Source organism: Janthinobacterium sp. 35, from assembly GCF_002754575.1.
Lineage (GTDB): Bacteria > Pseudomonadota > Gammaproteobacteria > Burkholderiales > Burkholderiaceae_D > Janthinobacterium > Janthinobacterium tructae.
Window position 1 is genome coordinate 3,461,067 of record NZ_PEFN01000001.1, and the last position, 26,268, is coordinate 3,487,334.

The window sequence follows — 26,268 nt, forward strand, 5'->3', positions numbered from 1 at the left end:
TTTCCTATTCTGCTGTTTATTTTTTGTATTTGGAAAATTTAGTTGTTATGCGCCGTCATAGTCGCGGCGTATCTTTGTGCACTTTCCATTTTCTATAACTGGAAAATTGCTGGCCTTCAACAACATCGCGCTGGGCAGTCTCCCTTTACGACGCCACATCACGGCGCCGGAATGCCGCCAGTACCTGCTGCGCCAGGCGTTCGAGGAAGCGATCCACACGCACGCCTACCAGTACATCGTGGAATCCCTGGGCCTGGATGAAGGCGAGATCTTCAACGCCTACAACGAAGTCAAGTCGATCCGCGACAAGGATGAATTCCTGATCCCGTTCATCAACACCCTGACCGACCCGGCATTTACCACCGGCACAGTGGAAAACGACCAGAAGCTGCTGAAATCGCTGATCGTGTTTGCCTGCCTGATGGAAGGCCTGTTCTTCTACGTCGGCTTCACGCAGATCCTGGCGCTGGGCCGCCAGAACAAGATGATGGGCGCTGCCGAGCAGTACCAGTACATCCTGCGCGATGAATCGATGCACTGCAACTTCGGCATCGACTTGATCAACACGATCAAGATGGAAAATCCGCTGCTGTGGACGGCCGAATTCCGCGAAGAGATCAAAGTGCTGTTCATGCAAGCCGTGGAGCTGGAATACGCGTACGCGGAAGACACCATGCCACGCGGCGTGCTGGGTCTGAACGCACCGATGTTCAAGGGCTATCTGCGCTTCATCGCCAACCGCCGCGCGCAGCAGATCGGCCTCGAGCCGCTGTTCGCCCAGGAAGAAAATCCATTCCCGTGGATGAGCGAAATGATCGACATGAAGAAGGAACGCAACTTCTTCGAGACGCGCGTGACCGAGTACCAAACGGGTGGTGCGCTGAACTGGGAATAGTCCTTTTTCAGGCTACACCAAGAAGCGCCGTCCTCGTGACGGCGCTTTTTTTTTCGCGTGCATGGCGGTGGAAAAATGCATGCTTTATTCAGCGCTGCGACGAGGCTTGCGCGAGGAATTTCGCCTGCCGCGAAGGGGCGCATGGCGGGTCCCAAAAATCATTTCAGGAGACGCTGGCGGCGGCATTTGCCGCGCGATTGTGCGATAGCACGCGTAACGTGCAAAAAAGCGGGTGAAAACGTGTCGTGCCGGTTGCGCATTGACAAGGTTTTCGTGTACTTTATGAGATTGCAAATGCGAGCGTTAGAATGCGGGGTTTTTTAACCAGCGCGGTAGCAAAAAAAGCTCGCAAAACAGGGATACAGATTTACACGGATATGCACAAAACCACACCGTTTTCGTCTGCCGCCGTGCCCGAATTTTTTCAGGCATGGCGGTTTTTTATTTGACGCATGGGTGTTGTGGCGAGCGCGATGCGAGGAGCGAAAAAACGCACGGCATCGAAAACGAATGACCGAATTCAGACTTTGCCACCAGCTGCGAGATAAAGCAGGGTGGCACCGACGATGGCTGAAGTGCTGCAAACGTGAGGAGTTGCAGCAGTTCAGCTGGTGCCGAATTCATTAGCGCAAACGACCGTTTGTGCCGATGAATAATTCGCCTGGCCTATCCCTGTGGTGGGTCGGACGGGTTTAAATCTTGTAGCTTAAATTTCTCATCTCAGATGAAGGAGAGACAAATGGCAACAGCCGCTAAGAAATCAGAAGTAAAGAAACCAGCCGTCAAGGCTGCTCCTGCCGCGAAGAAGCCGGCAGCCGCAGCCAAGACGGTTGCCGCTAAACCAGCTGCCAAAGCCGCAGCGAAACCAGCCGCCAAACCAGTCGCCAAAGCCGCAGCCAAGCCTGCAGCAAAAGTGGCTGCCAAGCCGGTAGCAAAAGTGGCAGCCAAGCCAGTAGCAAAAGCCGCAGCGAAACCAGCGGCCAAGGCAGCAGCAAAGCCGGCAACCAAGCCGGCAGCCAAGCCAGCCGCGAAAGTGGCAGCGAAACCTGCCGCCAAGGCAGCAGCCAAGCCAGTGGCGAAAAAAGCCGTTGCCAAGCCAGCAGCAAAAGCTGCAGCAAAACCAGCAGCCAAGCCAGCAGTGAAAAAAGCCGCAGCGAAACCTGCCGCCAAACCGGTCGCCAAGGCAGCAGCCAAGCCTGCAGCGAAAAAAGTCGTCGCCAAGGCAGCAGCCAAGCCGGCCGCCAAAGCAGCAGCGAAGCCAGCAGCAAAAGCGGCAGCCAAGCCAGCGGCCAAGGTAGCAGCCAAGCCCGCAGCAAAAGCGGCAGCCAAGCCAGCTGCCAAGGCAGCAGCGAAAAAAGCCGTTGCCAAGCCGGTAGCCAAAGCAGCAGCTAAGCCAGCAGCTAAGCCAGCAGCGAAAGCCGCAGCGAAACCTGCCGCCAAAGCAGCAGCCAAGCCTGCAGCGAAAAAAGTCGTCGCCAAGGCGGCAGCCAAGCCAGCCGCCAAAGCAGCAGCGAAGCCGGCAGCCAAAGCGGCCGCCAAGCCAGCGGCCAAGGTAGCAGCCAAGCCGGTAGCGAAAGTTGCCGCCAAGCCAGCAGCTAAAGTAGCCGCCAAAGTAGCCGCCAAACCGGTCGCCAAAGCAGCAGCGAAACCTGCCGCCAAGGTCGCAGCGAAACCTGCAGCCAAGCCAGCGGCCAAGGTAGCAGCGAAGCCAGCAGCGAAAGCCGCAGCGAAACCTGCCGCCAAGCCAGCCGCAGCGCCAGTCGTGGCAGCAGCAGCTCCAGCGGCACCAGCCGCCGTGGTCGCCAAGCCAGCCGCCAAGAAGGCCGCGCCTAAAAAGGCCGCACCGAAGAAGGCAGCGCCTGTCGCCAAGCCATCGGCGCCTATCGCACCTGTAGCAAAAACCGTGTTGGCACCGGCTGCAGCCTGGCCATTCCCAACCAGCACCCGCCCATCGTAATTCTTGCGATACGGGTGCCTGGATGAGGCAACACGCCGCTGTGTGACTCAATCACACAGCGGTTTTTTTTTGGAGAATTAGTCGTGCTGATCGTTATCCTTACATTGATCGTTGATACCATTGCCACCTTGCTGGGCGGCGTATTGCTGCTGCGCTTCTGGATGCAGGCGGTACGCGTGCGGCCCCCTTCATCGGTGGCGCAATTCACGTTTCAATTGTCCGACTGGCTGGTGCGCCCCCTGCGCCGCGTGGTGCCGGGCGTGGGCGGGTATGACTGGGCCAGCCTGATCGGCGCCTTCCTGATCGTGCTGCTGGCCAGCTCGGTGCTGTTTATTGACCGCGCTCCCGTCGAGGTGGTGCTGCTCAAGTCGCTGCAACGCTTCCTGCAATGGATACTCTACGGTTTCATGGCCTTGCTGATCATCGAAGCCATCTTCAGCTGGGTCAACCCGCATGCGCCGCTGGCGCCGTTTATACGGGCCCTGAACGAGCCGCTGCTGCGTCCGCTCCGCAAGGTCGTGCCGCTGGTCGGCAGCCTGGACCTGTCGCTGCTGGTGGCGCTGATCCTGTTGCAGATCGCGCAAGTGCTGGTGGGGATGATTATTGTGCTGCGATGACGGTGATGGTGGTGTAGGTCGGGTTAGCCTGGCGTAACCCGACATCACCCGCGATGCCAATGATGTTGTCGGATTACGCGTGGCTGCGCCCCGCTAATCCGACCTACGACCTACATATTAATAGCGGTAACCAAATGCCGCTTCGAACTGCTCGGCGATGCTTTCTGGCGTAAACACATGGTTTTGCGCGCCCTGCGTGGCGATTTTAATCGCACCCAGCAGGCTGGCCAGGCGGCCGCTGGTTTCCCAGCCCAGGTCGTTGGTGATGCCGAACAGCAAGCCAGCACGGTAGGCGTCGCCGCAACCGGTCGGGTCCAGCACTTCCTTGGCGGCCACGACAGGAATGTCGATGCGCTTGCCGTCCGTATAGATCTCCGACCCTTTTTCGCCACGCGTGACGATCAGCGCGTCCAGGCGGCTGGCGATGTCCGGCAGGGTCAAGCCCGTACGTTCCATCAACATTTCCATTTCATAGTCGTTGGCCGACACATACGTGGCTTTGTTGATGAAGTCGATCAATTGTTCGCCATTGAAGCGTGGCAACTGTTGGCCCGGATCGAACATGAAGGGGATGCCCAGCTCGGCCAGGTCGGCGGCGTGCTTGAGCATGCCCTGGTCGCCGTCGGGCGAAATGATGGCAACCTTGGCCGGGCCCGCATTGGCGATCGGGTTTTCATGTGCAAACGACATGGCACCCGGGTGGAAGGCATTGATCTGGTTATTGTCCGCATCGGCCGTGACGAAGCACTGCGCGTTGTAGCTGTCGGCCTTGATCAGGATGTTGGCGGTGGAAATGTCCAGCTTTTGCAGGCGTTCCAGGTAGGCGGCGCTGTCCTGGCCCATGACGCCGACGATGCGCGGGTCGCCGCCCAGCATCTTCAGGCTGTAGGCGATGTTGCCCGAGCAACCGCCGAACTCCGTGCGCATGGTGGGCACGAGGAAGGACACGTTCACCTTGTGCAACTGGTCGGCCAGCAGCGATTCGCCGAAGCGGCCGGGGAATTGCATGATGGTGTCGGTGGCGAGCGAGCCGCAGATCAGCGATGTTTTGGTCATGATAGTGTCGGTTAAGGGTAAAAGATGGCGATATGGTAACCAGACGCCGTGAGCTGGTCTAATGCAAAGTACAGTTTGATGGTTTGTTCCGAGCGCGGCGCAAAGCCCTGGCTCACATCGATCGTGGCCGGCAGGTAGTCGCGCGGCGCGATGACACGGCGCAAGAGCGGCTTGTCGTTGGCATCGTTGAGTATCAGTTCGATGCTGGGCCAGGCTTGCACGCTGCGGCTCTGGTTGCGCAGCAGCGAGACGTAGGAAAAGGTTTGTTCCTTGATGGTTTGCAATTCACCCTGTTCGATCGACAGCGCCTCGATCTGCGCCGGCAAGTCGACCTGGCAGCCACTGAGCTTGCACAGCGCGACCAGGGTCGGCTTCCACTGCGGAAACTGCGCCGCCAGCGGATTGCGGAAGGTGGTCATTACTTGCAGCAATAACAAAAGCAACAGCACTACCGAGCCGATGGCCATGGCCGCGCGCAAGGCCTTGCCGCTCTGTTCGCGGCGCCGGCCCTGGATCACAAAGGCCGGCTCGTCGTCGGCTGGCGGCAGGACGGGTTCGTCCTGCTCTTCGGCTGGCTCCGGCGCAACGGTGGCGGCAGGCAGCGCTTCGAAAGAGTGGTCGGCCAGCGTCGGTTCCCGGCGCGCGGGGGTGGGCTTGTCCAGGCTGACTTTTTCGGCTGGGACTACTGGGGCTGCCACCGTTTCCAGGCTCGGTTCGCGGCGGCTGTCGCGCAAATACGTGGCGAAGGCGGGCGCGTCATCGACCTGGCGGCGCTTGAAGGGCGCCATTGGGCGGGGTAGCGGTGGTTCAGGCAGCTCTGCCGGTGTTTCTACTGGTAGTTCGAGCGGCGCGTCATCCAGCGCCTCGTCGGGCAGGCTGACGTCGAGGTCCAGCTCGATGTGCTCGCCATCGTCTTCATCGTCCTTGAGCTGCGCCGTTGGCGGCAAGATGCCGAACGGGTCGAACGAGGTGTCGAAGTCGAGAGAATAGATGGGTTCGTCGTCCGTGGCGGACGGCAGGCTGTGGTTCGCAGGATCGGTGGTCGACAGCGGGACGGCAGCGCCGGGGCCGGATGTTAAAAACGGCGATGCCGCGGCTGGATCGACCAGCGCGGCATTGCCGTCAAACACTTCCCTGCACGTGCCACAGCGTACGATGCCCCCACGTAACTTCAACTGGTCAGCAGCGACCCGAAATATCGTGTTGCAATGGGGGCATTTGGTGGCGAGGGCCATTGCTGTGCTTATGCACCTTCCGCGCGGGGCGCAGGCGCTTGCGTGCTGCCCAGGCGGCCATGCAGGGCCACCCAGCCGTCTTGCTCGGCCCAGACACCCAGTTCGATGAACGGTGCGTAGGCGGCAGCCACTTCTTCGGCCTGGTGTGCCAGCACGCCGGACAGGATCAGCGCGCCGCCGTCGGCGACTCTGCCCGACAGCATCGGCGCCATCAGTTTCAATGGGCTCGACAGGATGTTGGCGACGACGATGTCAAACTTGGCCGTGGCGTGTGCCGACGTGGCAAACGTGTCTGGCAAGAAATATTCGATCTCGCACTGGTTGCGTTCGGCATTCAAGCCAGCCGATTCGATCGCTTGCGGGTCGATATCGACGCCGACCACGGTTTGCGCACCGAGTTTCTTGGCCACCATGGCCAGGATGCCGGAACCGCAACCGTAGTCGAGCACGCTCTTGCCAGGGGCGGGATTGGCTTCCAGCCACTCCATGCACAAACGCGTGGTCGGATGGCTGCCCGTGCCGAAGGCCAGGCCCGGGTCCAGTTCCAGGATCAGGCCGTCAGGATCCGGTGCCTCGTGCCAGCTGGGCACGACCCAGATATTCTTGCCGATGTGAATCGGGGCGAATTGCGACTGGGTCAGGCGCACCCAGTCCTGCTCTTCCACGGGGCGCATGGTAAACGCCGGTACCGTTGCCATGCTGACAGCGGCGGCGGCGGTCGCCACGATGGCGGCCTGGTCGGCGTCGACGTCGGTCAGCGCCACCACGCGGCTGCGTTCCCACGCCGCTTCCTTCGGTTCCATGCCGGGCTCGCCAAACAGGGGCTGCTCGGCATCCGTGCCTTCATCGGCGTCTTCCACCGAGACCGACAGGGCACCCGCTTCCATCAACGCGTCGGACATGGCCTCGGCGTTGTCGCGGGCGATTTCGATGACGATTTCTGTCCAGCTCATGCGTCCGCCTTGATTTCGGATTTCTTGGCGATGCTGGGGCTGCCGCCATTCAGGTTCTTGCCCAGGTCCGGCATGTCGGCCAGTTTCTGTTCCAGATAGTGAATGTTGGTGCCGCCTTCGATGAAGCGCGCGTCGATCATCAGTTCGCGGTGCAGGGCGATATTCGTGTTGATGCCTTCGACCACCATTTCGGACAGCGCGATCTGCATGCGGCGGATCGCTTGCTCGCGCGTGGCGCCGTAAGCGATCACTTTGCCGATCATCGAGTCGTAGTGCGGCGGCACGTAGTAACCGGCGTAGGCGTGCGAGTCGACGCGGATGCCCGGGCCACCCGGCGCATGCCACGACACGATCTTGCCTGGCGATGGCGTGAACTTGAACGGATCTTCGGCATTGATGCGGCACTCGATGGCGTGGCCCGACAGCAAGACGTCGCGCTGGCGGAAACGCAGTTTTTCGCCGGCGGCGATGCGGATCTGCTCTTGCACGATGTCGATGCCGGTGATCATCTCGGTGACGGGATGTTCCACTTGCACGCGGGTATTCATTTCAATGAAATAGAACTCGCCGTTTTCGTACAGGAATTCAAACGTGCCGGCGCCGCGGTAGCCGATCTTGCGGCAGGCTTCGGCGCAACGGTCGCCGATTTTCTCGATGAGTTTGCGCGGGATGCCCGGCGCTGGTGCTTCTTCGATGACTTTCTGGTGGCGGCGCTGCATGGAGCAGTCGCGCTCGCCCAGCCAGACGGCGTTCTTGTGTTCGTCGGCGAGGATCTGGATTTCCACGTGGCGCGGATTTTCCAGGTACTTCTCCATATACACTTCAGGGTTGCCGAACGCCGTGCCGGCTTCCGTCTTGGTCATCGACACGGCGTTGATCAGGGCAGCTTCCGTGTGCACCACGCGCATGCCGCGTCCGCCACCGCCGCCAGCGGCCTTGATGATGACCGGATAGCCGACCTTGCGGGCAATTTGCACGATCGCTTTCGGATCGTCCGGCAATGCACCTTCCGAGCCGGGCACGCAAGGCACGCCGGCCTTGATCATGGTTTGCTTGGCCGACACTTTGTCGCCCATCAAACGGATCGATTCGGAGCGCGGGCCGATGAAGACGAAGCCCGATTTCTCGACGCGTTCGGCAAAGTCGGCGTTTTCCGACAGGAAGCCATAGCCTGGGTGAATCGCTTGTGCATCCGTCACTTCAGCGGCGCTGATAATGGCGGGCATGTTCAGGTAGCTCAGGGCCGACTGTGCCGGGCCGATACAAACGGATTCGTCGGCCAGCTTGACGTATTTTGCGTCCTTGTCGGCTTCGGAGTGGACTACAACCGTTTTGATGCCCATTTCGCGGCAGGCGCGCTGAATACGGAGGGCAATTTCACCACGGTTGGCAATCAGGATTTTTTCAAACATGGTAGGTTCGCGTATGTCTGTGAGAGCCGGCGAGCCGGCGAAACAACAAGTGTGAGGGGCTAAAACTGCAAACGGCCGTTGCCGGCCGTGTGGACTGGGTTTTAGCCGATCACAAACAAGGGTTGACCGAATTCGACCGGCTGGCCGTTTTCGACCAGGATCTGGGTCACGACACCGGCTTTATCGGAGTCGATTTCATTGAGCAGCTTCATCGCTTCGATGATGCACAGGGTATCACCTTCCTTGACGGTCGAGCCCACCTCAACATAGGCGGCGCTGCCAGGAGCGGAGGAGCGGTAGAAGGTGCCAACCATCGGCGACTTGACCACATAGCCCGTAGGCTCGGCGGCGACGACTGCGGCCGCTGGCGCAGGCGCGGCTGGCGCGCCTGGCTGGTAGTGGGCTTGCATGCCTTGCGGCTGCATCATGACCATCTGGTTTTGCGGCATGGCCGACGATTTGACGATGCGAACCTTGCTTTCGCCTTCGGTCACTTCCAGCTCTGCGATGTCCGATTCGGCGACCAGGTCGATCAAGGTCTTGAGTTTTCGTAGATCCATGTAAAACCCCTAGGAATGTAGTTTGTTTTATGAGTGATGCGGTGATGTCCAGAACCTATCGCCGCGCTAAATACGTGCAGATCGCGTAGATTAACGTTTTTTAAGCGCAAAGTCGATGGCAAGCCGATATCCATCGATACCTAGCCCGCAGATCGTCCCCTGCGCGATCGCGCTGAGAAATGAGTGATGTCGAAACGTTTCGCGTTGATAAATATTCGAGATATGGACTTCCACGAACGGGATGGCGACCCCGGCCAGCGCATCGCGCAAGGCAACGCTGGTATGGGTCAGGCCGCCCGGATTGATGACGATGGCATCGATCCCTTCCGCTCGCGCGGCATGGATACGGTCGATCAGTGCGCCTTCATGGTTGCTTTGAAAGCAGATCAGGTCGGCACCGGCCGCCATGGCTTGCGCCATTGCTGCCTGCTCGATATCGGCCAAGGTGCTGGCGCCGTAGACCTCTGGCTCGCGCGTTCCCAGCAAATTCAGGTTGGGACCGTTGAGCAGAAGGAGGTTTTTTGCCATGTATGGAAGACCGTTTTAGCGAAAGTTCCGCATTTTGCCGCCAAAGATACGCATTGGCAAGAGAAAAAAGCACGCTCCGAATTTACAATTTATCCAGATCGGCGCGCAACTGATCAAATTTCAAGCGGCCCAGATAGGTCTTTTTGACTTCGCCATCGGCGCCGATCAGCACCGTAAAGGGCAAACCGCCGGTGGCATTGCCAAAATGACGCGACAGGTCGGTGCCGCTCAAACCGGACACATACACAGGATAGGCGATCTTGACCTTGCTGGCAAAAGTGGCAATATTGCTGGCCGAATCGATACCGATACCGATCACTTGCAGGTTTTTCGCCGAATAGTGGCCTTGTACTTCGGATAACTCCGGCATTTCTTCCACGCAAGGAGGACACCACGGCGCCCAGAAATTCACCAGCAGGTTTTTTCCTTTCCATTGCGACAAGGCTTGCGTGGCGCCCGCCGCGTCCGGCAGGGACAGCGCATACAGTTCGTTGACGGGACCGGTCGCGCCGGGCGCGATGGTGGTCGTCAGCGGTCCCGCTGCTTTCGCTTTTTCCTTGCTCAAGCCCACGTAGGCGCCCATGGCGCCGAACATCAGCGCCACGATGGCGCAGCCGATCCAATTCTTTTTTGTCATAACTTTATCTATATCAATGTTAGTCGGCAGCCGGCACGCCATCGGCGAGGCTGGTTGCCAGCAGGCTGCGCAGCCCGGCGATGTCGGTGCGCAGCACTTTGCCGTCCGCCTTGGCTTTCAGTGCGCCGCGCATATCGTCGAGCTCATACATGGCTGCGTGCACGCCTTCGTTTTTCCACAAGAAACTGGCTGTCTCGACCGCATCATAACGCGCCCCCTTGAAATGCGGGCTTTCCGACATGTCGAGCACGACATTTTTATTCAGCAGAAAGATGTGGATATCCTTGGCGCTCTCGGCAAACAGCTGCAAATAGATCTCGTCGTGGGGGCCGGCCGTGCCATTGAGCACGGGGCCGCTGAGCAGGGGATGAAACTGTTGCAACGCTTCCATGACCTGCAGCGTGATCGTGCGCAGCTGGAACAGGCGCGCCGGCTGGCTGTCGGCCAGGAACAGGGCATTGTATTGCCGCACCTGTTCCTCGATCATGTCGTTATCGGGCAGTACGTTGGGCGGGCTGGGCGCGTCGCCCAGGACCTGCCGCGCCGCCTTGCGCTTGGCGCTGCCATAGTCGGCGCCATCCTGCGCCACGAGGCGCGCGGCAGCGGCGGCGATTTCCTGGCGCAACTGCGCGCTATCGTCAAATGCATCGTTCGTCATGAGCGAGATGATACTCCGAAGCGGAAAAAGTCATGGCGTCAGGTAAAATCCCACACTTGCTCTTTTTTATCTCACCGTCTTACTTACTTAAGCGTGCACCTTTCGCACTGATCACATGCATATTCATATTCTCGGCATTTGCGGTACCTTCATGGGCGGCCTGGCCGTGCTGGCCAAGGAAGCCGGCCATAAAGTCACCGGTTGCGATGCCAACGTGTATCCGCCGATGAGCACCCAGCTGGAATCGCAGGGAATCGAACTGATCCAGGGCTTTGATCCCGAACAAACCAAGCTGAACCCGGATTTGTATGTGATTGGCAATGTCGTCTCGCGCGGCAACCCGCTGGTGGAAGAAATCCTCAACCGCAGCCTGCCGTATGTGTCCGGCCCGCAGTGGATCGGCGAACATATCTTGCACAACAAGTGGGTACTGGCCGTGGCCGGCACGCATGGCAAGACGACCACCTCGGCCATGCTGGCCTGGATACTCGAAGACGCGGGCTATGCGCCGGGCTTCCTGATCGGTGGCGTGCCGATGAACTTTGGCATTTCTGCCCGTCTCAGCGGCAAGATCGACGGCAAGAGCGCCGATTCGGACTTCTTCGTCATCGAAGCCGATGAATACGACACGGCCTTCTTCGACAAGCGCAGCAAGTTCGTGCATTACCACGCGAAGACGGCCATCATGAATAACCTGGAATATGATCACGCCGACATCTTCCCCGATCTGCACGCGATCGAGACGCAATTCCACCACCTGGTGCGCACGGTGCCCGGCATCGGCCGCCTGGTGTTCAACGGCGACGAAGCGTCGCTGCAGCGCGTGCTGGCGCGTGGTTGCTGGAGTGAAAAGGAAAGTTTTGGCCAAGATGCCAACTGGCAACTGCAAGAGCAGGCCGATGGCAGCTTCGACGTGTATTTCAATGGCCAGCAGGAAGGCCATGTGGCGTGGGCGCTGACGGGCAAGCACAACCGCAGCAATGCGCTGGCGGCCATCGCCGCCGCGCGCCATGTGGGCGTGCCCATTGCCCAGGCATGCGCGTCGCTGGCCACGTTCGAGAGCGTCAAGCGCCGCATGGAAGTGCGTGGCGTGGTCAACGCCATCACCGTGTACGACGATTTCGCGCATCACCCGACGGCCATTGCCACCACCGTGGGCGGCCTGCGCCAGAAGATAGGCAGCAGTGCCCGCATCCTGGCCGTGCTGGAGCCGCGTTCGAACACCATGAAGCTGGGCGCCATGAAAGATGCGCTGCCGGGCAGCCTGAAGGATGCCGACCTGGTCTTCGGTTACGGCAGCCATGCCGCACTGGGCTGGAGCCTGGGCGACGCGCTGGCGCCGCTGGGCAAGATTGCCAGCGCGTATGAAGACATCGATACCCTGGTGGCCGCCGTGGCCGCGGCCGCCCGTCCCGGCGACCAGATCGTGGTCATGAGCAATGGCGGCTTTGGCGGCGTGCACCAGAAGTTGCTGGAGGCGCTAGGCCGATGATTCTGTACCTGCATGGATTTCGCTCGTCGCCCCTGTCGATGAAGTCGCGCCTGCTGGCCGCGCAGATGCAGGCGCTGGGCCGCGAGGCAGAGTGGCTGTGTCCGCAATTGCCGGCTTCGCCCAAGCTGGCCATCGCATTGGCCCTGTCGCTGCTCAAGGACGTGGCGCCCGCCGAACTGACCATCATCGGCTCGTCCTTGGGCGGCTATTACGCCACCTGGCTGGCCGAGCAGCTCGGTTGCCGCGCCGTGTTGTTGAACCCCGCGATTGTTCCCCTGATCGACCTGGAACAGCATGTGGGCGTGACGACCGAGTTCCATTCGGACCAGCCATTCGAGTTCAAGCGCGAATACATCGATGAACTGCGCGCGTTTGCCGTAGAGAAAATTACTGAGCCGCAACGTTACTTCCTGATTGCCGCCACCGGCGATGAAGTGCTCGACTACCGTGACATGCTGGCGCATTATCAGGGGGCGCAACAGTGCGTCATCGACGGCAGCGACCATGGCATCAGCGAATTTGCCGATTACCTGGCGCCCGTGCTGGCCTTTTGCGGCATCGATGCGGACGCCGCCCGGTGAGGCCGGGTTCGCTGCGCCAGGCGCAATGGCATGCGCACGTGAATGCCGTCAATGCGCCACCCACCCTGCGCCACTGGCTCACGGGCGGCGGCTCGCTGACGGCCAAGCTGAAAGCGCATAGCCAGGCATTTCGCGTGCAATGTTTGCATCAGGAAACGGCGCGCTGTTTGAGCGACGAGGCGGCCATCATTGGTTTGCACCGCGCGGGCCGGGTATGGGAACGCGAAGTGCTGTTGCGCTGTGATGACAAACCGGCCGTGTTTGGCCATACCGTCGTGCCCATGCAGGCGACGGCCACGGACTGGCCCTTGTTTTCCGCGCTGGGCGAGCGTTCGCTGGGCACGACCCTGTTTGGCGACCGCATGGTACGGCGCGGTGCACTGGAATTTGCCCGTTTGCGCGCCGGCCACCCGCTGGTGCAGCGGGTGCAGGCGGCGCTGGCACGGGAAGGGCAGCGCGTCGACGATACGGCGCTGTTTTTTGCCCGCCGCTGCCTGTATCAGCGTCACCAGGGCTTGCTGCTGGTAACCGAAGTATTTTTGCCGGCGGTGCTGGAGTTGACGTCCCTCACTCGCACCGTTACAACCGACACATTAATAAACAAAGCATAACAATGAATCTATTTTTTGAAGAATCCGGCGATTTCAAGGTCGGCACGGTCCTGTCGCAAGCGGGTGAAGCGTATCAAGTGGAAATGGCCAGCGGCAAGCGCACCAAGGTCAAGGTCAAGGATGTGCTGCTGCAGTATGAAAAGCCGGCCCCGGCCGAGCTGCTGGAACAGGCCAAGAGCATTGCCGCCGAGATCGACCTCGATTTCCTGTGGGAAGTGGCGGGCGAAGACGAGTTCGGCTTTGCCGAGCTGGGCGCCGAGTATTTCGGCCACGCCCCGTTGCCGCCAGAAGCGGCCGGCCTGATCCTGGCCCTGCATTCGGCGCCCGTGTATTTCTACAAGAAGGGCCGTGGCCGCTACAAGGCGGCGCCGGAAGCATCGCTGAAGGCGGCTCTGGCCGGCATCGAAAAGAAAAAGCAGCAGGCGCTGGTGCAGGCAGGCTATGTGGAAGAGCTGAAACAGAACCGCTTGCCTGCCTCGATGCAGCCCATGGTGCTGCAACTGCTGTTCAAGCCGGACAAGAACACCATCGAATACAAGGCGCTCGAAGCGGCGTGCACGCAATTGCATACGACGCCGCCGCGCCTGATGCTGGCCGTCGGCGGTATTGCTTCGCCGAAAGACTTGCACCTGTCGAAATTCCTGTTTGAAAATTTCCCGAAAGGCGCCGGCTTCCCGAGCGTGCCCGTTCCCGCCGTGACGGCCAAGCTGCCGCTGGCCGAGGTGGCCGCCTTCTCGATCGACGACGTGACCACCACCGAGATCGACGATGCCTTCTCGGTGCAGCCGCTGCCCGATGGCACCGTGAAAGTGGGTATACACATCGCCGCGCCGGGCCTGGGCATCCGCCCGGAAGACGTGATCGACAAGATGGCGCGCCAGCGCATGTCGACCGTCTACATGCCGGGTGACAAGATCACCATGCTGCCGGACGAAATCGTCAACGCGTTTACCCTGGCGGAAGGCACGACGTGCCCGGCCCTGTCGCTGTACGCCACGCTGGACCCGAAAGCCGACTGGGCCGTGGTCAGCACGCAGACGCGCGCCGAGCTGGTGCCGATTGCCAGCAATTTGCGGCATAACCAGTTGGACGATCTGGTCAACGAGGAAACCCTGGCCAGTGGGGAAGGTGAGTATCCGCACAAGGCCGATTTTGCCGTGCTGTGGCAATGGGCGCAGCAGCTGGAGCAGGGCCGCATGAAGAAGCGCGAAGCGTTCGGCCTGAAGCCGGAACAGAATAACCGCGTCGATTTCAACTTTTATGTGGAAAACGATATCGTCACCGTGGCGCGCCGCAAGCGTGGCGCGCCGCTCGACAAGATCGTCGCTGAACTGATGATCTTTGCCAACAGTACCTGGGGCAAGATGCTGCACGACCATGGCGTGCCGGGCATTTACCGCAGCCAGGGCGGCGGCAGCGGCAATAGCTGGGCGGCAAAGATGCAGGTGCGCATGGTGACCCATGCGGCGCCGCACCAGGGCCTGGGCGTGGATCAATATGCGTGGAGCACCTCGCCTTTGCGCCGCTATACGGATCTGGTGAACCAGTGGCAAATCATCGCCTGCGCCGAGCATGGCGTGACGGCCCCCTTGGTGGCCCCGTTCAAGCCCCGCGATGCGAATTTGTTCGCCATCGTTTCGGCGTTCGACGCCGCGTATGCCGCGTATGGCGATTTCCAGTCGAACATGGAACGCTACTGGTGCTTGCGCTGGCTGCACCAGGAAAACGCGCGCCAGGTCGATGCCGTCGTCTTGAAAGACGAGATTTTGCGCCTGGTCGACATTCCGCTGGTCATCAAGCTGCCGGGCATGCCATCGGTGGCGCGCGGTGCGCAGGTCAAGCTGGATCTCTTGCGCTGGGATGAAGTCGACCTGAGCATTGAGGCGCGCCTGCTGGAAATCGCCGCCGTGCCCGATGCGGCGGCCGATGCCGAGCTCGACTATGAAGAAGACGCGGGCGACGAAGACGCGCAGGAAGCAGCGCCGGAAGCGGCCAACCAGGTCAGCGATGCCGATGCGGAAGTGGCGGAACTGGCCAGCGAAGACGTGGTCAGCGAACCCGAGGTCAAGTAAGGTCCCAGGCAGACCACCAGGGCGGTGCTGAAAACTGTTGCCGGCATCGCCCTTTGACGTAGAATTCAGCCATCTTGTATCGTGTGTTGTAAGGAACTGGGTTGCGCGTGAAGTCTTTCCGAGAGTATCGTTTCCTGATGATAGCCGTGGCGGTATCGCTGCTGGCGCACGGCGCCTTGCTGGCGATGCATTTTGTCGCCCCGGCGCCGCAGCGCGCCGTCGCCACCGATCCCGGTCTGGAAGTGATCCTGGTCAACGCCAAGCATGCGAACAAACCGCTGAAGGCCGATGCCCTGGCGCAAGCCAACCTCGATGGCGGTGGCCAGGCCGACAAGGGCCGCGCCAAGTCGCCCTTGCCCGACATGCGCAAGGTGGAAGAGGGCGACAGCGTCAAGGCCAGCGCCCGGCGCATTGCCGAACTGGAACAAAAACAGCAGGAATTGCTGACGCAGGCGGCCAGGCCGACGCCCTACAGCGCCGCGCCCGTCACGGAACAGGACAAGCCCAATCCTTTGGCCTCCGGTTCGGACTTGATGGAAAGCAGCAAGGCCATCGCGCGCATGGCGGCCGAGATCAGCCAGACCGTGGAAGACCAGAATAAACGTCCGCGCAAGACGTTTATTACGCCCAGCACGCAGGAGGTCGGCTATGCCATGTATTACAAGACCCTGCAAAAGCGCATCGAGGAAATCGGCACCCTGAATTTCCCGCAAAAGAATGGCCGCAAGATATATGGCGAACTGGTCGTCTACATCCCCATCTTCCAGGACGGCACGATTTACCAGAAGGAGGGCGGCGCCCGCGTGGAGAAAAGCTCGGGCAACCCCGTGCTCGATGCGGCGGCCCTGGCCATCGTGCGCCGTGCGGCGCCGTTCGGCCGTTTTCCACCGAATATGTTGTCGAGTGACAAGGACGACCTGTGGGTGGTGATCACCCGCTTCAAATTTACGCGCGAAGAAAAAATGGAAGCTAACCTGACTGGCGGCAGCAATTGAACAAGCAAGCAATGAATCCTGATCAATATTGTGTCTTCGGCAATCCCATCGCCCATAGCAAGTCCCCCCTGATCCACGCCGCGTTTGCCCTGCAGACGGGCGAGCCCATCGTCTACGAACGCCGGCTGGCGCCGCTCGATGGCTTTGCCCTGGCGGCCCGCACGTTTGCCGCCGAGGGCGGCAAGGGCGCGAACGTGACGGTGCCCTTCAAACTCGATGCGTGTGCGCTGGCCACCATCCTGACGCCGCGGGCCAAGGCGGCCGGCGCCGTGAATACCCTGCGTTTCGATGGCGACACCATTCTTGGCGACAATACCGATGGCGCGGGCCTGGTGGCTGACATCGTGCGCAACGCGGGCGTGGCCATCGCCGGCAAGCGCGTCCTGCTGCTGGGCGCGGGCGGCGCGGCGCGCGGCGTGGTGCTGCCCTTGCTGGAACAAGGGCCGCAGGAAATCTTCATTGCCAACCGCACCGTGGCCACGGCCGAGGCGCTGATGGCGCAGTTTGCCGACGCGTTGGCGCACTCCGGTCAGCTGCGCGCTGGCGGCTTTGCGCAGCCCGAGGGCGTCTTCGATATCGTCATCAATGCCACTTCGGCCAGCCTGGCGGGCGACTTGCCGCCCGTGCCACCGGGTATCTTCGGCAGCCACACGCTGGCGCTGGACATGATGTACGGCGCCCAGCCCACCGTCTTCATGGACTTTGCCGCGCAGCATGGCGCGCAGGTGCGCGATGGCCTGGGCATGCTGGTGGAGCAGGCGGCCGAAGCGTTTGAGGTGTGGCGCGGCGTGCGGCCGCAGACGCAGGATTTGCTGGCGCAATTGCGGGGCAGCCTGTGAGCGGCGGCAAGAAGGGCGCGCGCCGGAACGGTAGTCGCTACGGCTGGATCAAGTGGCTGTTCATCGTGCCCATCCTGGCCTTTGTCGTCGTGCAACTGTATTTCTTCCTGCAAATCTGGTGGTGGATCGACCACAACCCGTCCAGCACGGCCTTCATGCGCGAACAGTTGTCTGTCTTGCAGGACAAGAATCCGAATGCCACGATCAAGCAGACGTGGGTGCCGTACAACCGCATCTCGAACAACCTGAAACGGGCCATCATCGCCTCGGAAGATGCGAATTTCTCCGAGCACGAAGGCGTGGACTGGGAAGCCTTGCAAAAGGCGTATGAAAAAAACAGCAAGAAGCAGAAAGTCGTGGCCGGTGGCTCCACCATCACGCAGCAGCTGGCGAAGAATCTGTTCCTCTCCGGTTCGCGCAGCTATGTGCGCAAGGGCCAGGAACTGATCATCACGTATATGCTGGAAAACCTGATGGAAAAAGAGCGTATTTTCGAGATTTATCTGAACGTGGTGGAGTTTGGCACGGGCACCTTCGGCGCCGAAGCGGCCGCGCGCCACTATTACAAGGTCAGCGCGGCGGGCCTGAGTACGGCGCAGGCGGCGAAACTGGCCGTGATGCTGCCGAATCCCCGCTTTTACGACCGTCACCGTGACACGGGCTACCTGAACCGGCGTACCAGTGTCATCCTGCGCCGCATGGGCGCGGCGGAATTGCCTTGATGGCAGCCGGCTTTATTTGCATAAAATCAAAGCTGCCTGATTGGCACTATTGCGACGCAGCATCTTAATCGTCACCCTTGGTGCAACGCCGCACTTTTTCCGTGAAAAAGCGCTGCCGGGGGTGGTCGTGAAAAGGCCTTTGCGGGTACACTTGCGCTGTTTTCATTTTTGGCGCCAGCGCCAGCACATCACGATAACCCAACATCCGGCTGAGAGCGCGCATGATCAATGTCTTTGTATTACAGAATGGCCGGCTCAACCAGGTGCCGATCGACAGCCGCGCAGACCTCGAAAATGCCGAACCGGTGTGGGTCGACCTGACCGACCCCACCGATGATGAACGGGCCTGGGTCAAGGCCATCTACAACGTCACCCTGCCGGGCGAAGACGAAGTCAAGGATATTGAAGCGTCGGCCCGCTATTACGAAGCGGAAAACGGCGACTTGCATCTGCGCACCGACTTCTTGCGTGAAGAAGACGACGGTCCCTCGCGCGTCATCACCGTGGCGTTCATTCTGGCGCGCAAGATTCTGTTTTCCATGCATACGGACGACCTGCCCGTGTTCCGCCTGGTGCGCATGCGCGCCCGTTCGCGGCCAGGCTCGATCGCCGACTACATGGACGTGCTGCTCGACCTGTACGCCACCGATGCCGAATATTCGGCCGATGTGCTCGAAGGCATCTACCAGAACCTGGAAGAAGTCAGCACGCGCGTGCTGCAAAAGGAATTTACCGATGCGCACGCGGCCGAAGCGCTGAACGCGATTGCGCACGAGGAAGATTTGAATGGCCGTATCCGCCGCAACATGATGGATACGCGCCGCGCCGTGAGCTTTCTGATGCGCGGCCGCTTATTGAATTCCGAGCAGTTCGAGGAAGCGCGGCAGATTTTGCGCGATATCGAATCGCTCGACGGCCATACCTCTTTCCTGTTCGATAAGATCAACTTCCTGATGGATGCCACCGTCGGTTTCATCAACATCAACCAGAACAAGATCATCAAGATCTTCTCGGTGGCCAGCGTGGCCTTCTTGCCGCCAACGCTGATCGCCAGCGTGTACGGCATGAACTTCAAGCTGATGCCGGAACTGGAATGGACCTTCGGCTATCCGTGGGCCTGGGGCTTGATGATCACCAGCGCCATCGCACCGTTCCTGTACTTCCGCCACCGTGGCTGGCTGAAATAACCGTCTCGCCGGGACGCTGCCGCGTCCCGGATTTCAAGGCGAGCGCAGCAATTTCAAAAATCAGCGATAATCATTGGTATTGCGTGGTATTGAATTGGTATTTGCGCGTAGCCGCTTGCCTGGCGCCCCATTCTTTCCCCCGTAGTCTGCTTTTTGCAGAAAAGTATCGTCATGCAGACGTTTTCTGCGTGGTAGCGTCCGCCTGTTCCACCTATGCTCGTTGCGATGCCAGCCTTGGCCGGCTGGCCGCCGCATTTCCCGTCACCGTTGTCTTCTGGAGAGTCCATGCCTGATACCGCCACCACCCCACTGCGCTATACCCATCTGATCAGCGACTGCGATGGCGTGCTGATCGACAGCGAAGCCGTGGCGCTGCAAGCGCTGCTGGAATTGCTGGCACCGCGCCTGCCGAACCTGCCCCAGGGCGTCACCCTGCAAGGCTTGATCGAGCCGCGCCTGGGCCAGCGCCTGGTGCCGCTGATGCAGGATATCTACAAGGAGCTGGGCTTGCCGCAATTGCCGGCCGACGAGATCATGGCCATCGGCAACGCCGTCGATGCGGCCTGCGATGCGCAATTGCGCGCCGTACCGGGCGTGGCCCAGGCGCTGGCCGCCATTGCGCTGCCCAAGGCCGTGGCTTCGAACAGCGTCAGCGCGCGCGTGCTGTCGGCGCTCGAGCGCACTGGCATGGCGCCGCTGTTCCATCAACGCGTGTTTACGCCCGACCTGGTGGGTCACGCCAAGCCGCATCCGGGCGTGTACCTGGCGGCAGCCGCCGCTTTCGGCGTGCCGCCAGGCCAGTGCCTGGTGCTGGAAGACAGCGTCACGGGTGTGACGGCCGCCGTGGCGGCGGGCATGACGGTATTGGGATTCATCGGCGGCGGGCATATCGCCGCAGGCCAGGAAGATAGGTTGAAAGCGGCCGGCGCGCATGTCGTGTTCAACGACATGGCCAAGCTGCCGGCGCTGGTGGCCGCGGTGCTGGACACCGCGACCGTCTGACTACGCTTAAGCTAACTTGGCAAACACCTTGCGCGCAGCGGCGATGGTGGCGTCGATGACGGCATCATCGTGCTGTGCCGAGACGAAGCCGGCTTCGAAGGCGGCGGGCGCAAAGTACACGCCTTCGTCCAGCATGGCGTGGAAGAAGGCGTTGAACTTGCTGCGGTCGCCCGCCATCATTTCCGCGTAGCTGGTCGGTGGCGTGGCGCTGAAATAGATGCCGAACATGCCGCCGATGTAGTCGGCGCAGAAGACCACGCCCGCTTCTTTGGCGGCGGCGGTCAGGCCTTCGGCCAGGCGCTTGGCGGTGGCGCCCAGCTGCTCGTAGAAGCCCGGCTGCTGGATCAGTTTCAAGGTGGCCATGCCGGCCGCCACGGCGACCGGGTTGCCGGACAACGTACCTGCCTGGTAGACGGCGCCCAGCGGCGCCATGTGGTGCATCAGCGCCGCGCTGCCGCCGAAGGCCGCCACCGGCATGCCGCCGCCGATCACCTTGCCCAGCGCCGTGAGGTCGGGCTTGATGCCGTACAGCGCCTGCGCGCCGCCCAGGGCCACGCGCAAGCCGCACATGACTTCATCGAAAATGAGCAGGGCGCCGTGCTGCGTGCACAGCTCGCGCATCGCCTGCAGGAATTCTGGCGTGGCTTTGACCAGGTTCATGTTGCCGGCCACCGGTTCGACGATCACGCAGGCGATCTCCGCGCCGAAGCTGTCGAAGGCATCCTTCAGCTGCTCCACGTTGTTATAGTCGAGCACCAGGGTGTGTTTCACGAAATCTTCCGGCACGCCGGCCGAGGTCGGGTTGCCGAAGGTGAGCAGGCCGCTGCCCGCTTTCACCAGCAGCGAATCGGCGTGGCCGTGGTAGCAGCCTTCGAACTTGACGATCTTGTCGCGTCCCGTGGCGCCGCGCGCCAGGCGCAGGGCGCTCATGGTCGCTTCCGTGCCCGACGACACCAGACGCACCTGCTCGATCGACGGCACCAGGCGCGTGATTTCCTCGGCCATCAGCACTTCGCCTTCGGTCGGCGCGCCGAACGACAGGCCCAGCGCGGCCGCATCCTGCACCGCTTTCACCACTTCCGGATGGGCGTGGCCGACGATGGCCGGGCCCCACGAGCCGATGTAGTCGATGTAGCGCTTGCCGTCCGCATCCCAGAAGTACGGGCCTTCGGCGCGCGTGATAAAGCGCGGCGTGCCGCCGACGGAGCGGAAGGCGCGCACGGGCGAATTGACGCCGCCTGGCGTGGTTTTTTGTGCGCGGGCAAACAGGATGTCGTTCTGTGAAGTCGTCGTCATGATAATCGTGCCTTGAAAGTGGATCGTTGTCTGTGTCGTCTGTCTGGTCTGCTACAGAATTATTGGGCGTCGCGCTGGCGCTGCTGCCGGAACAGCCGGTTCGGCACCAGCTTGCCCATGCCGTGGCGCTGCGCGTGGGCCAGCGCGCCGGTGGTAAATTCCTGCGCCGCCACGACCACCTGCGGCACATCGTCTTCGTTTTGCGCCAGGGCCAGCAGGGCGGTGGCGGCGGCCGACAGGGTGCTGCCGGCGCCGTTGAAGATGCCCGGCAGGTGCTGCCATACGTCGTGGCGCACCACGCCGTCTTCGCCGAACAGGGTATTGGCGCGCAACTTGCCTTCGCCCGTGCCGGACTTGCTGGCGTCGGCCGGCATGCCCGTGACGAGCACGTATTCGCAGCCCAGCGCCACCAGGTAATCGACATCGTTTTGCAAGGTGTCGTCCGGGTCGGCGTCGCGCCAGGTCTCGGCCAGGCGCTCCAGTTCCACCGGCGAGAGCACCAGCAGGGTCGTTTGCGGGATCAGCAACTGGCGCACGGCGGTGAGGATGTCTTCGTCGTCCATGCCCTGTTCCGGCAGCGCCGAAATGAAGGGATCGAGGATCAGCGGCACGTTCGGATAGTCGGAGACGATTTCGGCGATGGCCGTGACGTTTTCCACGCTGCCCAGGGCGCCGATCTTGATGGCAGAGACGGACATGTCTTCCAGCAGCACGCGCGCCTGGTCGGAAACCCAGTCCGGGTCGACCGCTTGCACGTCTTCCACGCGCGCCGTATCGCTGATCAAGAGGCCCGTGGTGACCGACAGGCCATGGCAGCCGAAGGCTGAAAATGTGGCCAGGTCGGCCTGGATGCCGATCGCGCCGACCGGATCGGACACGCCGAAGCTTAATATGAGGGGAGAAGTTTGGTTTTGCACGGCGGGTAGATTAAGATACCTAATTCAGCATTTTACTTGATTGAAGGGTGGCAGAACGTGAGTAGCAACGAAACAACGCAGCAATTCCAAACGTGGATGTGTCTTATTTGCGGCTGGGTTTATGATGAAGCGGCCGGCCTTCCCGACGAAGACATCGCTCCCGGCACGCGTTGGGCCGATGTTCCGATGAACTGGACCTGTCCTGAATGCGGTGCGCGCAAGGATGATTTCGAGATGGTGGCGCTTTAATTTATCCCGATCCCCGGGATGGTACTGCCGCACGCAGCTATCGCGGCAGCCTGTGCTATGGTATGAAAGATTGTCGAATAATCACATGACGCGTCCCTTTTTGCCCGAGGCGCCGTCCGATGCCGTGGGCGCCAGCGCCACAATACTGGTCATCGATGACAGCGCCACCAGCCGCAGCGCGGCCGAAAAGGTCTTGCGCGAGGCAGGGTATCGCGTGGTGGTGGCGGAAAACGGCTTCGAGGCCCTGGCCAAGATCGCCGATTGCCAGCCGGCGCTGATCGTGTGCGACATTCTGATGCCGCGCCTGGACGGCTACCGCACCTGTGCGCTGATCAAGGCCAGTGCGGCGCATCACGCCACGCCGGTGCTGATGCTGTCGTCGAAGGAGGGCTTGTTCGACCGCGCGCGCGGCGCCATGGCAGGCGCCAGCGCCTGCCTGGCCAAGCCGCTGGCGCGCGAGGCGCTGCTGGAGGCCGTGCGGCTGCACCTGGCCAGGCATTTTGAGTAGTGATTTATTGATTGACAACGCAGCAAGGAAGCAGATGGCCATACACACAATTCTGATCGTCGATGACTCGGCGACAGAACGCTATTACCTGAGCGAGATGCTGGTGCGTGCCGGTTATGCCGTCTTTACGGCGCAGGACGGCGCCGACGCGCTGGCGCAACTGAAGCAGGCCAGGCCCGACCTGATCCTGATGGACGTGGTGATGCCCGGTGCGAATGGCTTCCAGATCACGCGCGCGATTGCGCGCGATCCCGAACTGCAGGACGTGCCGGTGATTATCTGCTCCAGCAAGAGCCAGGAAACGGACCGCATCTGGGGCTTGCGCCAGGGCGCGCGCGATTACCTGGTCAAGCCGGTAGTCGAAGCCGAGCTGCTGGCCAAGATCGCTGCGCTTTCCTGAGCATGCAGACGATGCCAGGTAACGGCGTGTCCACCGCAGCCTTTTCGCCTGCCGCTGCCGCCATGCCATCGTTCGAGACGGGCGCGCGGCAGGGGCGCCTGCGCCAGTATCAGCTGCAATTGATCGAGCGGATACAGGCCGCGCGCAGCGGCGCGCTGGCCGCGCGCAAGGAATTGGGCGTGATGCTCGGTGGCCGGCCGTGCCTGCTCGACCTGACGCAGCTCGGTGAAATCGTCATCGCTGCCGGGGTGCAGATCCAGGGCGTGCCGCTGGCGCAGGATTGGTATCTGGGCCTGGCGGCCATGCGCGGACGCCTGACGGGGGTCGTCGACCTGGCCCGCTACATGGGCGAACCGGCTTGCGCGGCAGGCAGTCACTGCCGCATCATCACCTTTTCTCCGCGGCTGGGCCTCAATTGCGCCGTGCTGGTTGAACGCGTGCTGGGCTTGCGCCAGCTGCGCACGCTGCAGTCCGTGCGCGTGCACGATGCGGCGCAGGGTGTGCTCCCATCGTGGGCGGCGCAAACGCTGCGCGACAGCGAAGGGCAGCAGTGGCTGCGCCTGGACCTGGCGCAGCTGGCGCAAGCGGAGCGCTTCCTCGATGCCGGTTTTGGCGCCTTCCCCGCACTCCACAAGGATATTTGCTGATGGGCGCTCATTCCCCCATTCTGGCGGCCGGCATGTCCGAGGCGGAGCACGCCGCTGGCGAGCCGGCAGCGGCGGCCGACCTGCCGCTGCGCCTGCGCGACGCGCTGGGACGGCGCAAGTCGCTGGCCAGCGCGCCGGCCGGGGACTGGAAGCTGCCGCTGATCGGCCATTTGCCGCTGCAAAAACAGCTGAGCATCCTCTCGACGGTGATGGCCCTGAGCCTGGCCGCCAGCCTGCTGTTCGTTGGCCTCAACACGCGCAGCGGCAATATCGCCTCGGCGCAGACGCAGCTGGCCAGCGATGCGCTGATGCATTCGCAGCGCCTCGGCAAGGCCGCGCCGAACGCCGTGCAAGGCAATCCGGAAGCCTTCCGCCAGCTCGAGGAAAGCCGCAATGAACTGAACCAGGATTTCCGCCTGATGCTGCGCGGCGGGACGTATCACGGCCGCGATATCGGCGAGTCGCGTTCCGCCCTGCTGGCGGCGGTGGCCGACGCGCGCAAGAAGTGGGCCAGCAGCGACCGCGCGGCCAGCACCATCCTGCGCCTGAAAACGGAGCTCGGTGAATTCGACAAGACCTTGCAGCAATTGAACGCGCTGTCGCCGGCGCTGCTGGCGCAGACCGAGGAAATCGCGGCGCTCAAGGTGCAGCGCGGCGGCAACGCGCGCGACCTGGCCGTCATCGGCCGTCTGATGATGCTGAGCCAGCGCATGAGCCGCAGTGCCAGCGAGTTCCTGTCGTCGGGCAGCATCAGCTCGGAAACGGCATTTTCGCTGGGGCGCGACACGACGTATTTCCGCACTGCCGTCGAAGGTTTGCTCAATGGCAGCGTGGCGCTGCAATTGGCGCCCACGCGCGACGCCGAACTGCGCGACCGGCTCGTCGCGCTGAAGGGCAGTTTCGACACTTACCAGAAGCTGGTCTCGTCGATACTCGACCGGCTGGATAAATTCAGTGCGGCGAAAAGCGCCGAACAGCTGATCTTCAACGAGAACGAAGACCTGCGCCAGCGTCTGACCCTGCTGCAGCAGATGTACCACGTGAACCAGGAAACGCTGGGCATGGCCTTCTGGATGATGGTCGGCGGCGTGTTGCTGACCCTGATCGCGGCGGCCGGTATCGGCCGCGTGCTGCTGCAGGACTCCGTCAACCGCACGCGCGACGCCGAGCGGCGGCGCCAGGAAGCGGAAATCCTGCGCCTGCAGTCGCAGGAAAAAGAGGAAGTGGCGAAGGCCCGGAATGAGCAGAACCAGGCGGCCATCCTGCGCCTGATGAACGAATTGCAGAAGGTCGCCGACGGCGACCTGACGGTGCAGGCCACCGTGTCGGAAGACATCACGGGCGCCATCGCCGATTCCGTCAACTACACGGTCGAGGAATTGCGCGGTCTGGTGGGCAGGGTGACGGCGACGGCCGAACAGGTCAACCGCGCCTCGACGCAGGCGCAAAGCATCTCCAGCAAGCTGCTGATCGCTTCGCAGCAGCAGTCGCGCGAAATCCAGGGCGTCAGCGCCACCGTGGTCAAGATGGCCAATGCGATTACCGACGTATCGAAGTCGGCCAGCGTCTCGGCCGACGTGGCGCGCCAGTCGGTGGCGGCGGCGCAGCAGGGGGCGACGGCGGTGGAAAACGCCATCAAGGGCATGCATGAAATCCGCGAGCAGATCCAGGATACCTCCAAGCGCATCAAGCGCCTGGGCGAATCGTCGCAGGAAATCGGCGAAATCACCGAGCTCATTTCCGACATCACCGAGCAGACCAACGTGCTGGCGCTGAACGCCGCCATCCAGGCTGCATCGGCCGGCGAAGCGGGGCGCGGCTTTTCCGTCGTCGCCGAGGAAGTGCAGCGCCTGGCCGAACGCTCGGCTGCCGCCGCCAAGCAGATCGGCGCGCTGGTGCGCACCATCCAGGCCGATACCCAGGACGCGACGCGCGCGATGGAAAAATCCACGCAGGGCGTGGTCGAGGGCGCACACCTGTCCGACGCGGCCGGTGCTGCCTTGAACGACATCAGCCAGGTGTCGAAGCACCTGGCTGAACTGATCCAGGGCATCTCGTTCGCCACCGGCACGCAGGCCGGTTCGGCCAGCGGCGTGGCCTTGAATATCCAGCATATCCTGAGCGTGACGGAGCAGACCCAGGATGGCACGCAGCAAACAGCGCAGTCGATCCACAAGTTGTCGATGCTGGCGCAGGAACTGAAAAATTCGGTGTCGCGCTTCCGCGTCGCCGCCTGAACGCC

At 61.8% G+C, this 26,268-nt stretch carries 29 protein-coding genes; 17 read left to right on the top strand and 12 right to left on the bottom strand.

Features of this window, described 5'->3' with window-relative positions; genetic code table 11:
* The first annotated feature begins 70 nt into the window (after positions 1–70).
* The 3 genes from CLU93_RS15375 to CLU93_RS15385 all read left to right on the top strand — a co-directional run bounded on the left by CLU93_RS15375 (position 71) and on the right by CLU93_RS15385 (position 3,469).
* Positions 71–895, top strand: coding sequence for a ribonucleotide-diphosphate reductase subunit beta (locus CLU93_RS15375; RefSeq protein WP_257225132.1), 825 nt, complete (start codon positions 71–73; stop codon positions 893–895).
* A 739-nt stretch (positions 896–1,634) separates the two neighbouring features.
* On the top strand, positions 1,635–2,852 hold the full coding sequence (locus tag CLU93_RS15380) for a transcriptional regulator (protein ID WP_099762149.1): 1,218 nt from the start codon (positions 1,635–1,637) through the stop codon (positions 2,850–2,852).
* A gap of 83 nt (positions 2,853–2,935) precedes the next feature.
* A complete protein-coding gene (locus CLU93_RS15385) occupies positions 2,936–3,469 on the top strand; it encodes a YggT family protein (RefSeq protein WP_257224979.1) in 534 nt (177 codons plus the stop codon).
* Positions 3,470–3,586: 117 nt separating this feature from the next.
* Here CLU93_RS15385 and CLU93_RS15390 read toward each other — a convergent pair whose 3' ends face one another.
* The 8 genes from CLU93_RS15390 to CLU93_RS15425 form a co-directional block, all read right to left on the bottom strand.
* Positions 3,587–4,525 (bottom strand): carbohydrate kinase family protein, encoded by a 939-nt coding sequence (locus CLU93_RS15390; protein ID WP_099762151.1) that lies wholly within the window; start codon positions 4,523–4,525, stop codon positions 3,587–3,589.
* An 11-nt stretch (positions 4,526–4,536) separates the two neighbouring features.
* Entirely contained in the window at positions 4,537–5,760 is a 1,224-nt protein-coding gene (locus tag CLU93_RS15395) for a DUF3426 domain-containing protein (protein WP_099762152.1), read from the bottom strand.
* Between the two features lie 8 nt (positions 5,761–5,768).
* Positions 5,769–6,713, bottom strand: coding sequence for a 50S ribosomal protein L11 methyltransferase (gene prmA / locus CLU93_RS15400; RefSeq protein WP_099762153.1), 945 nt, complete (start codon positions 6,711–6,713; stop codon positions 5,769–5,771).
* Positions 6,710–8,125: an acetyl-CoA carboxylase biotin carboxylase subunit gene (gene accC / locus CLU93_RS15405; RefSeq protein WP_096237830.1), complete on the bottom strand. Its 1,416-nt coding sequence runs from the start codon at positions 8,123–8,125 to the stop codon at positions 6,710–6,712. The genes prmA and accC overlap by 4 nt, the downstream gene beginning before the upstream one ends.
* A 101-nt stretch (positions 8,126–8,226) precedes the next feature.
* Complete coding sequence (gene accB, locus CLU93_RS15410) at positions 8,227–8,685, bottom strand: acetyl-CoA carboxylase biotin carboxyl carrier protein (RefSeq protein ID WP_099762154.1); 459 nt, start codon at positions 8,683–8,685, stop codon at positions 8,227–8,229.
* Between the two features lie 90 nt (positions 8,686–8,775).
* Complete coding sequence (aroQ, locus tag CLU93_RS15415) at positions 8,776–9,213, bottom strand: type II 3-dehydroquinate dehydratase (protein ID WP_071075522.1); 438 nt, start codon at positions 9,211–9,213, stop codon at positions 8,776–8,778.
* A gap of 82 nt (positions 9,214–9,295) precedes the next feature.
* Positions 9,296–9,850, bottom strand: a complete 555-nt coding sequence (locus tag CLU93_RS15420; RefSeq protein ID WP_099762155.1) for a TlpA family protein disulfide reductase — start codon at positions 9,848–9,850, stop codon at positions 9,296–9,298.
* A 19-nt stretch (positions 9,851–9,869) separates the two neighbouring features.
* Entirely contained in the window at positions 9,870–10,508 is a 639-nt protein-coding gene (locus tag CLU93_RS15425; RefSeq protein ID WP_099762156.1) for a hypothetical protein, read from the bottom strand.
* Positions 10,509–10,623: 115 nt separating this feature from the next.
* Between CLU93_RS15425 and mpl the strand changes: the two genes are divergently transcribed.
* The 7 genes from mpl to mtgA all read left to right on the top strand — a co-directional run bounded on the left by mpl (position 10,624) and on the right by mtgA (position 17,820).
* Positions 10,624–12,000, top strand: coding sequence for a UDP-N-acetylmuramate:L-alanyl-gamma-D-glutamyl-meso-diaminopimelate ligase (gene mpl, locus CLU93_RS15430; RefSeq protein ID WP_099762157.1), 1,377 nt, complete (start codon positions 10,624–10,626; stop codon positions 11,998–12,000).
* Positions 11,997–12,581 carry a YqiA/YcfP family alpha/beta fold hydrolase gene (locus tag CLU93_RS15435; RefSeq protein WP_099762158.1) on the top strand — a complete coding sequence of 195 codons (585 nt, stop codon included), beginning with the start codon at positions 11,997–11,999 and terminating at the stop codon, positions 12,579–12,581. The genes mpl and CLU93_RS15435 overlap by 4 nt, the downstream gene beginning before the upstream one ends.
* Positions 12,578–13,192 (top strand): chorismate--pyruvate lyase family protein, encoded by a 615-nt coding sequence (locus tag CLU93_RS15440; protein ID WP_099762159.1) that lies wholly within the window; start codon positions 12,578–12,580, stop codon positions 13,190–13,192. The genes CLU93_RS15435 and CLU93_RS15440 overlap by 4 nt, the downstream gene beginning before the upstream one ends.
* 2 nt (positions 13,193–13,194) lie before the next feature.
* Positions 13,195–15,264, top strand: a complete 2,070-nt coding sequence (locus CLU93_RS15445; RefSeq protein ID WP_099762160.1) for a ribonuclease catalytic domain-containing protein — start codon at positions 13,195–13,197, stop codon at positions 15,262–15,264.
* Positions 15,265–15,401: 137 nt separating this feature from the next.
* Positions 15,402–16,259, top strand: a complete 858-nt coding sequence (locus tag CLU93_RS15450) for an energy transducer TonB family protein (RefSeq protein WP_099762161.1) — start codon at positions 15,402–15,404, stop codon at positions 16,257–16,259.
* Positions 16,260–16,270: 11 nt separating this feature from the next.
* Positions 16,271–17,098, top strand: coding sequence for a shikimate dehydrogenase (gene aroE / locus CLU93_RS15455; RefSeq protein WP_099762162.1), 828 nt, complete (start codon positions 16,271–16,273; stop codon positions 17,096–17,098).
* The gene (gene mtgA / locus CLU93_RS15460) at positions 17,080–17,820 is read left to right on the top strand and encodes a monofunctional biosynthetic peptidoglycan transglycosylase (RefSeq protein WP_373629878.1); all 741 of its coding nucleotides are present in this window, start codon (positions 17,080–17,082) and stop codon (positions 17,818–17,820) included. The genes aroE and mtgA overlap by 19 nt, the downstream gene beginning before the upstream one ends.
* A 64-nt stretch (positions 17,821–17,884) precedes the next feature.
* Here mtgA and CLU93_RS28225 read toward each other — a convergent pair whose 3' ends face one another.
* Entirely contained in the window at positions 17,885–18,043 is a 159-nt protein-coding gene (locus CLU93_RS28225; RefSeq protein ID WP_165829542.1) for a hypothetical protein, read from the bottom strand.
* On the opposite strand from CLU93_RS28225, the gene corA reads away from it, so the two are divergent.
* Complete coding sequence (gene corA / locus CLU93_RS15465) at positions 18,042–19,007, top strand: magnesium/cobalt transporter CorA (protein WP_099762164.1); 966 nt, start codon at positions 18,042–18,044, stop codon at positions 19,005–19,007. The genes CLU93_RS28225 and corA overlap by 2 nt on opposite strands.
* 53 nt (positions 19,008–19,060) lie before the next feature.
* Here the strand turns inward: corA and CLU93_RS28230 are convergent, their stop codons facing one another.
* The gene (locus CLU93_RS28230; RefSeq protein ID WP_180287862.1) at positions 19,061–19,294 is read right to left on the bottom strand and encodes a hypothetical protein; all 234 of its coding nucleotides are present in this window, start codon (positions 19,292–19,294) and stop codon (positions 19,061–19,063) included.
* Between CLU93_RS28230 and CLU93_RS15470 the strand changes: the two genes are divergently transcribed.
* Positions 19,293–20,009 carry an HAD family hydrolase gene (locus tag CLU93_RS15470; RefSeq protein ID WP_099762165.1) on the top strand — a complete coding sequence of 239 codons (717 nt, stop codon included), beginning with the start codon at positions 19,293–19,295 and terminating at the stop codon, positions 20,007–20,009. The two genes, CLU93_RS28230 and CLU93_RS15470, sit on opposite strands and share 2 nt — an antisense overlap.
* A 6-nt stretch (positions 20,010–20,015) precedes the next feature.
* On the opposite strand, the gene hemL is transcribed toward CLU93_RS15470, so the two are convergent.
* Positions 20,016–21,305, bottom strand: a complete 1,290-nt coding sequence (gene hemL, locus CLU93_RS15475; RefSeq protein WP_099762166.1) for a glutamate-1-semialdehyde 2,1-aminomutase — start codon at positions 21,303–21,305, stop codon at positions 20,016–20,018.
* Between the two features lie 59 nt (positions 21,306–21,364).
* On the bottom strand, positions 21,365–22,222 hold the full coding sequence (gene thiD, locus CLU93_RS15480; protein WP_099762167.1) for a bifunctional hydroxymethylpyrimidine kinase/phosphomethylpyrimidine kinase: 858 nt from the start codon (positions 22,220–22,222) through the stop codon (positions 21,365–21,367).
* Positions 22,223–22,318: 96 nt separating this feature from the next.
* Between thiD and CLU93_RS15485 the strand changes: the two genes are divergently transcribed.
* The 5 genes from CLU93_RS15485 to CLU93_RS15505 all read left to right on the top strand — a co-directional run bounded on the left by CLU93_RS15485 (position 22,319) and on the right by CLU93_RS15505 (position 26,263).
* Complete coding sequence (locus tag CLU93_RS15485; protein WP_010401308.1) at positions 22,319–22,471, top strand: rubredoxin; 153 nt, start codon at positions 22,319–22,321, stop codon at positions 22,469–22,471.
* Positions 22,472–22,556: 85 nt separating this feature from the next.
* Entirely contained in the window at positions 22,557–22,979 is a 423-nt protein-coding gene (locus CLU93_RS15490) for a response regulator (protein WP_099762168.1), read from the top strand.
* Between the two features lie 34 nt (positions 22,980–23,013).
* The gene (locus CLU93_RS15495) at positions 23,014–23,379 is read left to right on the top strand and encodes a response regulator transcription factor (protein ID WP_099762169.1); all 366 of its coding nucleotides are present in this window, start codon (positions 23,014–23,016) and stop codon (positions 23,377–23,379) included.
* Between the two features lie 26 nt (positions 23,380–23,405).
* Positions 23,406–24,026: a chemotaxis protein CheW gene (locus CLU93_RS15500; protein WP_306594741.1), complete on the top strand. Its 621-nt coding sequence runs from the start codon at positions 23,406–23,408 to the stop codon at positions 24,024–24,026.
* Entirely contained in the window at positions 24,026–26,263 is a 2,238-nt protein-coding gene (locus CLU93_RS15505; RefSeq protein WP_099762171.1) for a methyl-accepting chemotaxis protein, read from the top strand. The genes CLU93_RS15500 and CLU93_RS15505 overlap by 1 nt, the downstream gene beginning before the upstream one ends.
* The last annotated feature ends 5 nt before the right edge of the window (positions 26,264–26,268 follow it).

Coding starts and splice junctions, on each gene's coding strand:
- CLU93_RS15380 (WP_099762149.1), top strand. CDS start 1,635: ATGGCAACAGCCGCTAAGAAATCAGAAGTAAAGAAACCAGCCGTCAAG.
- CLU93_RS15390 (WP_099762151.1), bottom strand. CDS start 4,525: ATGACCAAAACATCGCTGATCTGCGGCTCGCTCGCCACCGACACCATC.
- CLU93_RS15395 (WP_099762152.1), bottom strand. CDS start 5,760: ATGGCCCTCGCCACCAAATGCCCCCATTGCAACACGATATTTCGGGTC.
- prmA (WP_099762153.1), bottom strand. CDS start 6,713: ATGAGCTGGACAGAAATCGTCATCGAAATCGCCCGCGACAACGCCGAG.
- accC (WP_096237830.1), bottom strand. CDS start 8,125: ATGTTTGAAAAAATCCTGATTGCCAACCGTGGTGAAATTGCCCTCCGT.
- accB (WP_099762154.1), bottom strand. CDS start 8,685: ATGGATCTACGAAAACTCAAGACCTTGATCGACCTGGTCGCCGAATCG.
- aroQ (WP_071075522.1), bottom strand. CDS start 9,213: ATGGCAAAAAACCTCCTTCTGCTCAACGGTCCCAACCTGAATTTGCTG.
- CLU93_RS15420 (WP_099762155.1), bottom strand. CDS start 9,850: ATGACAAAAAAGAATTGGATCGGCTGCGCCATCGTGGCGCTGATGTTC.
- CLU93_RS15425 (WP_099762156.1), bottom strand. CDS start 10,508: ATGACGAACGATGCATTTGACGATAGCGCGCAGTTGCGCCAGGAAATC.
- mpl (WP_099762157.1), top strand. CDS start 10,624: ATGCATATTCATATTCTCGGCATTTGCGGTACCTTCATGGGCGGCCTG.
- CLU93_RS15435 (WP_099762158.1), top strand. CDS start 11,997: ATGATTCTGTACCTGCATGGATTTCGCTCGTCGCCCCTGTCGATGAAG.
- CLU93_RS15445 (WP_099762160.1), top strand. CDS start 13,195: ATGAATCTATTTTTTGAAGAATCCGGCGATTTCAAGGTCGGCACGGTC.
- CLU93_RS15450 (WP_099762161.1), top strand. CDS start 15,402: ATGATAGCCGTGGCGGTATCGCTGCTGGCGCACGGCGCCTTGCTGGCG.
- aroE (WP_099762162.1), top strand. CDS start 16,271: ATGAATCCTGATCAATATTGTGTCTTCGGCAATCCCATCGCCCATAGC.
- corA (WP_099762164.1), top strand. CDS start 18,042: ATGATCAATGTCTTTGTATTACAGAATGGCCGGCTCAACCAGGTGCCG.
- CLU93_RS28225 (WP_165829542.1), bottom strand. CDS start 18,043: ATGCGCGCTCTCAGCCGGATGTTGGGTTATCGTGATGTGCTGGCGCTG.
- CLU93_RS15470 (WP_099762165.1), top strand. CDS start 19,293: ATGCCTGATACCGCCACCACCCCACTGCGCTATACCCATCTGATCAGC.
- CLU93_RS28230 (WP_180287862.1), bottom strand. CDS start 19,294: ATGGACTCTCCAGAAGACAACGGTGACGGGAAATGCGGCGGCCAGCCG.
- hemL (WP_099762166.1), bottom strand. CDS start 21,305: ATGACGACGACTTCACAGAACGACATCCTGTTTGCCCGCGCACAAAAA.
- CLU93_RS15485 (WP_010401308.1), top strand. CDS start 22,319: ATGTGTCTTATTTGCGGCTGGGTTTATGATGAAGCGGCCGGCCTTCCC.
- CLU93_RS15490 (WP_099762168.1), top strand. CDS start 22,557: ATGACGCGTCCCTTTTTGCCCGAGGCGCCGTCCGATGCCGTGGGCGCC.
- CLU93_RS15495 (WP_099762169.1), top strand. CDS start 23,014: ATGGCCATACACACAATTCTGATCGTCGATGACTCGGCGACAGAACGC.
- CLU93_RS15505 (WP_099762171.1), top strand. CDS start 24,026: ATGGGCGCTCATTCCCCCATTCTGGCGGCCGGCATGTCCGAGGCGGAG.